Consider the following 536-nt stretch of genomic DNA (forward strand, 5'->3'; position numbering starts at 1 on the left):
CTTTTTCGATTTCTTGATTCTGCGTGGTGAGATGTCAGCCAACCCTGCCAAAGGGGTGTCTGCACCTCGTAAAAAGCGCCCGCTGCCAAAAAACCTCGATGTGGATGAAGTGAATCAACTGCTCGAAGTGAATGAAGATGACCCATTGGCGATCCGCGATCGCGCAATGATGGAGCTGATGTACGGTGCCGGCCTGCGTTTAGCCGAGTTGGTCAGTGTGGATGTGCGAGATGTACAGCTGCGCAGTGGCGAGCTTCGTGTTATCGGTAAAGGTGACAAAGAGCGTAAAGTGCCTTTTTCGGGGATGGCAACGGAATGGGTTGGTAAGTGGCTGCGCGTTCGTGGTGACTTAGCAGCGCCAGGTGAACCTGCATTATTTGTGTCTAAACTCGGAACCCGTATTTCGCACCGTAGCGTGCAAAAACGCATGGCAGAGTGGGGACAAATGGAAACTGTAGCGAGCGATATTAGCCCACATAAGTGGCGCCAGTCATTTGCCACGCACATGCGGGAGGCGAGCAAAAACTTACGTGCGG

At 53.0% G+C, this 536-nt stretch carries 1 protein-coding gene; it reads left to right on the forward strand.

The genetic code is table 11. The annotated features are described in order from the left end of the window. Positions 1-536 (forward strand): tyrosine-type recombinase/integrase (locus tag R8O10_RS27165; protein ID WP_318192221.1); only part of this gene is annotated, 536 nt, incomplete at both ends.

It is taken from the genome of Vibrio sp. 1727, assembly GCF_033344415.1.
In the GTDB taxonomy this organism is placed as follows: Bacteria; Pseudomonadota; Gammaproteobacteria; order Enterobacterales; family Vibrionaceae; genus Vibrio; species Vibrio alginolyticus.